This is a genomic window from Bartonella sp. CR84HXZ, assembly GCF_042194535.1.
In the GTDB taxonomy this organism is placed as follows: Bacteria; Pseudomonadota; Alphaproteobacteria; order Rhizobiales; family Rhizobiaceae; genus Bartonella; species Bartonella grahamii.
In genome coordinates, this window is the sequence record NZ_JBHIMY010000029.1 from 1 (window position 1) to 7,937 (window position 7,937).

Consider the following 7,937-nt stretch of genomic DNA (forward strand, 5'->3'; position numbering starts at 1 on the left):
CCTGGAAGAAGTTCGCTTTGAGCGTGCGCTGAACTCAAACGGTTGATCTGATCAAGCCCCTGTTCAATATCGCGCATGTTCAGAACATGACCTTGAAGCCCAGGAAAAGCACTCCACACAACATTATTATAACGAGACGCCGGTGAACCATTATAGTAAATCTCTGAGAGCTTGCCCTCAACGACAACAAATTTGAGCGTCTTGCTGTTTTTGATATCTTGATCAGGAATATAAAAACGCGCCGTCACATAGCCTTGATCCAAATAAACTTTGGTTAACTTCTTGATTAAGAGCTGAATGTCGACAAGACCAATACATCTTCCAACATAAGGCTCTGTTACGGCTGATATAGAGCGCTTTTTGACATGGTGCACTCCCTCAACAACAACAGCATGAATTGGAAAACATTGCTTCCCACCTAAAAGCGTTTCTGGATTTTGCTCTGAAGGCGTCTTGATCCTTTTAGGCGTTAAAGCGCGTAAATTCTCAATTCTTTCTAATTGCTGCTTCTCAGATTGTTGGCGAGAAAAATTATCGGTTGGGGAATGAAAAATAGCTGAGGAGCGCGCATAAACACTTACACCTGTAAACAAGCCAAAGAAAACAACAATGGCACGAAAAATTCTCAAAAGAGAACTTTGGCGTAAAAATACACAAAACAATACAGATTGCCCCCGCTTTGCACTATTCATGAAGCATTCTTCAAAAGAACTTCATGGAACCTCTAACAAGACCAGTCAAAACAGCCACTGCCCTATGATGCTTTTAACAAAAGCACACGCCTTTGTGACCAAAAAAGTGACACCCAAAAACTGCTCTATTTTAACTGCTGAAGATTTCTCCCCCACATTTATGTAGAAAGACCTCTAAACAAAACTGTTTAGCCCGTCAATGGTTAATACATCAATATCCCCATAAATATAAAGGATAAATTTGCTCAACCATATCCCCTTGCATTCATAGAGTGAACCTTCAAAGGACACCTAATCTATGAGTTTTGAAGGTTTGAGAAACCTTCAAAACCTATCTATAAAACCTATCAAGGCACATAGTTCATTTGTCTTGATTAACCCGTAAAACGAACAGCAAAATTCACTATTTTGCTGTTCTTACCTCATGTCATAGGCTGTGGATAAACAGCCTTTAATAAAACTTCTTTTTAAGCAGGTTGTGGGTCTTTAGCACCCTTTTCTTATTTTATTATTGCTATTTGTTTTAAATAGATCTAGCAGATTCTATTTAAAGTCTTTTGACACTGATAGATCAACGCTTATAAAGCGGTGGGGTTTTATTATAAATGCTTCAATCTCATAACAAACCACTGACATTACGCTCTCTGTTACAATCCTACCGTGATCATACAGAAAGTGCGCGCGATAGAGGAACTTCTTTTGAAAAGTTTGTAATTGCTTATTTGACGCAAGACCCCCTGCAATGCCAAGAATATGAAAAGGTTCAGACCTATAGAGATTGGGCACGGGAACACGGTTGGGATGGTACTGATATTGGCATTGATCTGGTTGCTAAAATTCGTGATGAAGAAGGATATGCCGCTATTCAATGTAAGTTTTATAGTGCAAATCATCAGATCAAGAAGGAAGATATTGATAGCTTTATTGCTGCCTCGGGAAAAAAGATCTTCACACGCCGTATTCTGGTTGATAGCACCGAAGGTAATTGGAGTAACAATGCCGATCTCACCTGTGAAGGACAAGGAGTCCGCATTCAACGGATTAATCTTTTTGATTTAGAAAACAGTCAAATAGATTGGTCAACCTTTGAAAGCAAAGGGGAAGCTACTCTTAAGAAAAAAGAACCGAAAAATCTTTTAGATCATCAACAAGAAGCGCTTAAAGCTGTTTGTGAAGGGTTAAAAGAAGCAGACCGCGGCAAGCTGATTATGGCGTGTGGAACGGGAAAGACCTTTACCAGTCTGAAGATAGCAGAAGCTCTTGCTGGTCAAGGTAAACGTGTTTTATTCCTTGTCCCCTCTCTTTCTTTAATGTCACAAACAATAAGAGAATGGACAGCAGATACAGCAATACCCTTACGTTCCTTTGCCGTGTGTTCTGATACACAAGTTGGTAAGCGTCGTAAAGCCCAAGATGATGCTGCCGAACTCGATGTCTCGGATCTCGCTCTACCAGCAACAACAGATTCTCAAAAGCTTGGAGAAAAAGCCAATAAGACTTCTCCTGATGCCATGACAGTGGTCTTTGCTACCTACCATTCGATACAAGTGATTTCGGATGCGCAAAAGAAATATGCTTTACCGGAATTTGATCTGATCATTTGTGATGAAGCACACCGTACCACTGGAGCTGTGTTAGGAACAGACAAGAGTGAATCTGAGTTTATCAAGGTTCATGACAATAGCCTTATTCGGGGCAAGAAACGTCTGTATATGACAGCAACACCTCGTATCTTTAGTGATAATGCCAAAAAACAAGCTAATGAGATTGATGCCGTTCTGGCTTCTATGGATGATGAAGAGCTTTATGGAAAAATCCTTTATTCTTATAGTTTCTCCCATGCTGTAAAAAATGGACTTTTAACGCCTTACAAGATTATCGTTTTAGGTGTTGATGAAGGAGAAGTGAGTAAATCTATCCAGCATCTGATGACAGATGAGAATTATGAACTTATTCTTGATGATAGAACAAAGATCATGGGTTGTTATCAAGCTCTTACCAAAATGGATCTGAAAATTGATCTTGGAGATGATACAAGACCCATGCATCGGGCTTTGGCTTTTTGTAGAGATATTAATACTTCTGAACGCATATGTAGAACATTCAACGATGAAGAAGTTAAGAAAGATTTACGTGAGCTTCATGAAAACCATAAAAATATTCCCCCTCTTAACTGTCAAGCAGATCATATTAATGGAAAATCTGGTGCCAAAAACCGTACGATAAAACTTGATTGGTTGAAAGAAGATGCGGGTGAGAATGTCTGCCGTATATTAACCAATGTACGCTGCCTTTCAGAAGGTGTTGATGTTCCTTCCCTTGATGCGGTTATGTTTTTACACCCGCGTAAAAGCCAAGTGGATGTGATACAAGCAGTGGGACGTGTGATGCGTCGTGCAAAAGGCAAAAAGATGGGCTATATCATTTTGCCGGTTGGTGTTCCTGCTGGTGTTTCACCAGAAGAGGCATTAAAAAACAATAAGAGATACAGTGTTGTCTGGCAAGTTCTCAATGCTTTGCTTGCCCATGATGAGAATTTTAGTAAAACCCTTAACCAGATGGTCTTAGGGCAAGACGTAAGCTCTATCATCGACATTGTTACAGTTTCTAAAAAGACCGAATTAGAGAATGTCACCACGGTTATTGACGAAATCACGCTCCACGAAAAATCAGAAAAATCCGGACTTCGTATTGGGACACAAGCACATGAACCGCAACATAGTCATAGCGTAACAGGAAGATTACCCTTTTTTGTTGAGTTTCCCAATGCTCTCAAAACACTGATTGTTAAAAAATCTACCATGAGTGATTATTGGGGCATTTGGGCTGGCAATGTTGCTGAGATTGCACAAAACCATATCACACGCCTTCAAACTATGCTTTCTGATCAGACAAGCGAAGCTTATCATGCCTTTGATACGTTTTATAAAGAATTAAAAAACAACTTAAACAGTGAGATAAAGCAAGAAGAAGCGATTGAGATGTTAGCGCAACATCTTGTAACGCGTCCCGTGTTTGAAGCTTTGTTTGAGGGCAATGAATTTGTGCAAAACAATGCCATTTCGCAAGCAATGGAAAAAATCTTAACAGAACTCGACAAAACCAATATCGAGGAAGAATCCAAAGAATTACAAGAGTTTTATGACAGCGTAAAGTTCCGTGCCTCTGGCATTACCGAACCACAGGCAAGACAAAATCTTATTATCAAACTTTACGAAGATTTTTTTACCAAGGCATTTAAGAAAACCACGGATAGGCTTGGGATTGTTTATACCCCCGTTGAGGTCGTGGATTTTATCATTCATTCTGTTGATGATGTTTTACGCAATGAATTTGGAAAAAGCTTGGGGTCACGTGGTGTTTCTATTCTTGACCCTTTCACTGGAACGGGTACCTTTATCACAAGGCTTTTACAATCAAAGCTCATAAAACCAGAGGATATGGAATATAAGTTCCGTCATGATATCCATGCCAATGAGATTGTTTTGCTAGCGTACTACATAGCAGCCATTAACATTGAATCGACTTATCATAGTTTGAAGAAAGGAGAGTATACTCCTTTCAAACATATTGGTTTAACCGATACATTCCGGATGCTTGAAAAACAAGATCTGATGAGAGGTTTACTAGAGAAAAACAGTGAATATTTAGAACTTCAGAAAAACCTCAATATTGAAGTTATCTTCGGCAATCCTCCTTATTCAGTAGGGCAAAAAAGCGAAAACGATAATGCGAAGAATACTCCTTATCCCATATTAGATAACCGTATTCGTGAAACCTATGCTGCTCAATCTAAAGTAACAAATACACGAGCGCTTTATGATAGTTATATTCGTGCCATTCGTTGGGCTAGTGACCGTATTGCTGATGCTGGGGTAATCGGCTTTGTTTCTGGTTCTGGTTATGTAGAAAAGCCAACAATGGACTGCTTACGAAAATCTTTAGCCAAAGAGTTTACGAGTATTTATGTGCTTAATTTACGGGGAGATATTCGTAAAAATATGATGAACAAAAATAACGCTCAAGAAGGTGAAAATGTTTTTGGCAACGGTAGTATGACTGGTATTGCTGTGACACTATTTATCAAAAACCCCAATGTTTCTAGAGATTGTAAAATTTACTATCACGACATTGGTGATAATCTCACAACAAAAGAAAAACTTACTGCTCTTGAATACTTTGGTAGTATTGGTGGTGTCACGCGTGAAAGCGGTTGGCAATTGATTAAACCAGACAAGCATGGTGACTGGATTAAGCAACGTGATGACAGTTTTGCTAGCTTTCTAACCTTGGGAGATAAGAAGGGTAATAATAAGAAAAAGGAAAATAATAAAAAGCTCTTTGAAACTTTTTCGTGTGGTATACAAACTAACCGTGATGCTTGGGCATATAACTCAAGCCGTGAGGTTTTAGCAAAAAATATGAGTCATATGATTGCTTTCTATAATAGCGAAGTGGAACGTTTTAATAATGTCTATCCGCATGCTGACCGTAAGTTACGTGCAAATGCTGTAAACAATTTTGTTAGTGTTGATGCTACAAAAATTTGTTGGAGTAGTAGTCTAAAAGAAGAGTTTGTAAGAGGAAAGGTTTTTGAATTTGAAGATAAATGTCTTATTCAAAGCCTATATCGTCCTTTTACGAAGCAATGGCTTTACTATAGTCGTATTTTTAACCATAGAGTCTATCAAATGCCGCGTATATTTCCGATAGGGGAAATGATTGAGAATAAAATAATTCAAGTTACAGGTATAGGAGCAATGGGGGGCTTTTCTGTTTTGATGAATAAAGCTTTACCTAGTTTAGATGCAATAGAAAAAGGTCAATGCTTTCCACGCTATATTTACGAAGACACTACGGTCTCAAAAGATAGAAACAAAAAACAAACTCATTTATTTACGAATTCTATAGAAAAAAGCATCAATGCTGGTTTACAGAAGCGTGATGCTATTACTGATGAGGGATTAGCCCATTTTCAAGCTGCTTATCCTAATGAAATAATCACTAAAGATGATCTATTCTATTATGTTTACGGTTTACTTCATTCGGAAGATTACCGTGCTCGTTATGCTGATAATCTCTCTAAGGAATTGCCTCGTATCCCTTGTGTAAAAACTGCTGATGATTTTTGGAAATTTGTAACAGCAGGACATAAACTGGGTCATTTGCACGTGAATTATGAAACTGTAGAACCTTATCCAGTAACCTTTAAAAAGGGTAATCCAAAAGTTACAGAGATCTCTAATCCTGAGAAATTCTATTGTGTAACTGAAATGAAATTCGCAAAAGCAGGTAAAGAGAAAGATAAATCAACAGTTATTTATAATAACAATATCACAATAACAGATATACCTCTTGACGCTTATGAGTATATCGTTAATGGTAAACCCGCTCTTGAATGGGTTATGGGGCGTCAATGTGTAAAGACTGATAAAAAGAGTGGTATTGTTAATGATGCCAATAGCTATGCTATTGAAACCGTTGGCAACCCTGCCTACCCTCTAGAGTTATTTCAAAGGGTTATTACCGTAAGTTTGGAAACAATGAAAATCGTTAAGAACTTACCAAAATTAGAAATTAGAGAAACTGAATAGATTTATAAGACATAATAATCTCACAACGGGTATAAGGTTTTATACCTATAGGTTCTATGCCCCTTTTATAAATTGCTTACATATAATCTTTAAAAGGATAGTCTATATGCGTTATTCTAAAAAGAAGAAACTTGCACTTTTAAATACTCTTATTTGAATTGCTTTAAGACTTTTAAGAAATCCCATCTTAAAGTGAATACGCTTCTTTTACATTGCCTTTAAGAGGTTATACCGTAATCTAAAATGATAGCTTTATTGTTATCAGAAGCTTTGTTTAAAGAGAGTTATGTATATTCATTTTCTTATATTACTTATAGGTTTTGAATGTTTCTAAAACCCCCAAAACCCCTACAAAACATATAGCATTAGTTGAATTTACAGGTTGTATTTTGATATAGGTTGTTTTTTTTGGAAACTTGATAAAAGTTAACATATTGAAATATAATAAACTTTTATTTTTTATTGAAAAATATGTAAAGGGGGGGCGTAAAAAGCACCTCCAAAACCCCCAAAAACCCCTAAACCTCCAAAACTCATAACCATAATGGTCTTGATAGCATTTCTTATGATTATAATCCCTTTCTTTTGAAAGGCTTTAAAAGATCACATACTCTCATAAGACATGTTTTAATCATTCACTAAATGATCACTTTTGTCGATTCAATGTACTGACACAAACTGACAAATATATATTTACAGTTGTATTTATTTGTTATGGTTATTTTAATAAGTTGTATTTTGAAAAATTCATAAAACTTAACTTATTGAAATATAATGATTTTAATTTTCTCTCATTTAAAAAAAATGATATAGGTTCTAAAAAGAACTGACAAGACTGACAAAAGTTTATTAAAAGGGATTTTGCTCATCTCTATAATGATCAGTTTCTATTGAGATGTTTTCATAACAAGCAATAAATCACAATTATCCTATTTATCGTTTCTCTTATGAAAATGAAAAATGATGCCATGGCTATAAAGAACATAACAGCTATAAAAGGCTGTTAAATTGCAAATGTGTTATTAAAAGAAATTAACAGAAATCTTAAAAACCATTTAGTAAAAAAATTGATAGGTTATAAAACTAAAAATACGTATGATGAGAGCATTTTTAAATATTATAAATGTATAGATTCAAAACATAACGCAATCGTTTCATAAAGCCAATAATATAGCTTTAAAAGTACATAAATATAAAATAAGCAATTAATAAGCATAAGACATTATCAATACACAACGTATTTAAAAAATAAGAAAAAAGTATCAAAAAATATAAAATATTATTTGACAATAAATACGTATTTTGTTATATAAATAATCAAGTGATGAAAACACTTAAACCGTAAGCGGATAGGTTACGAAACAGCCTCTCCCATGTCTTTAAAATACTGGCTATCTTTTATGCTTTTGTTAGTATATGAGAATTTTGTCGGGCGTGGTTATGCCATACAATACCCATTTATGGGAAAAGCATAACAACGGACTTACGGCCGTGTTTTCAACGCCCGATGCTCTTATAGAGTGTCAATTGAAAACGTTATTAACCCGTAAGGTTTTAATTATGAAAAATACAGTAAAAATCCCCCCCGTTATCTCTAATATTGCAAATGAAACCGCGCCTGTTAATCAACAACAGCCTGCAAAAAAATACG

Annotated in this window: 2 protein-coding genes and 1 pseudogene; 2 read left to right on the top strand and 1 reads right to left on the bottom strand. The window is 36.0% G+C overall.

Translation table 11 applies throughout. The annotated features are described in order from the left end of the window. Positions 1-692: POTRA domain-containing protein (locus ACFIKD_RS08455; RefSeq protein ID WP_375647751.1), on the bottom strand; the 692-nt coding region annotated here is incomplete at its 3' end. A gap of 605 nt (positions 693-1,297) precedes the next feature. Between ACFIKD_RS08455 and ACFIKD_RS08460 the strand changes: the two genes are divergently transcribed. Together ACFIKD_RS08460 and ACFIKD_RS08465 are read left to right on the top strand one after the other, a co-directional pair. Beyond that, a complete protein-coding gene (locus tag ACFIKD_RS08460; RefSeq protein ID WP_375647752.1) occupies positions 1,298-6,286 on the top strand; it encodes a DEAD/DEAH box helicase in 4,989 nt (1,662 codons plus the stop codon). A 1,440-nt stretch (positions 6,287-7,726) separates the two neighbouring features. Further along, positions 7,727-7,937, top strand: a pseudogene (locus ACFIKD_RS08465) (hypothetical protein); the annotation flags it as partial.